Genomic DNA, 760 nt, shown 5'->3' with positions numbered 1-760 from the left:
ATAAATTAAAATATATTGCCATTCTAGCGAATATCCAATTTTGTGTAGATATAACCATAAAAAATAAACCTATAAGAGACATATTAATTATTACATCACTAGACTCTGGGTTAATCCTTTCAAGCCTTTTCCGGCCCATAAATGAAATTAATAGTGGTGAAGCATAAACAAGTACTCGAAGGACACTGGCGCCACCCTCAGAGAAATTTTCATAATGTCCATATTGTGTTTCTTCCAATGCTCCAAAAATTAAAGCAGAAATCTGGTTGTACGCAATCATTACAAATATGCCAACAAGAAGTATCAGAAATGTTTGTGCCCTCCAAGCTTTTCTACAAACAATAAAATATGCCGGAATTAGGATTAAAGCTGACTTATGAATGGTAGAAGCTAATAATACAATCAAAAAATATTTCTTCCAATCTCTTTGAATTATATATTTAGTAGCCACAAAGCTAATAGAAGCCGCTAAATACTGTCTAATTCCATTCATTGTAACCAGGTATATTCCCGAGGTTATATATACAAATATAGAAACATCTATTAAAGTGGAATACTTGTAGATAGTCCATACAATCAAAACATTGGTAATTAATGCACAAAAAAAGATTAATATTTGTGGTTCATATGAAACTTTTTGAAGAAACGCTTGAATAATACTAAATCCAAAGTCTTTATTAATATCTATGTCAAAATTAAATTTTTGTATTGAATAGGAATGCATATAAAAGTAGGTATCACCAATATTATTCCTTAGACC

1 protein-coding gene is annotated in these 760 nt (G+C 30.1%); it reads right to left on the bottom strand.

The features are described from left to right. On the bottom strand, positions 1 to 760 hold a 760-nt coding region (locus tag V7161_RS30295; RefSeq protein ID WP_335716464.1), incomplete at both ends, for an EpsG family protein.

Source organism: Neobacillus drentensis (genome assembly GCF_036965425.1).
Lineage (GTDB): Bacteria > Bacillota > Bacilli > Bacillales > Cytobacillaceae > Neobacillus > Neobacillus drentensis_F.
The sequence above is the reverse complement of the archived record's forward strand: the minus strand, read 5'-3'. Positions and strand labels throughout refer to the sequence as shown.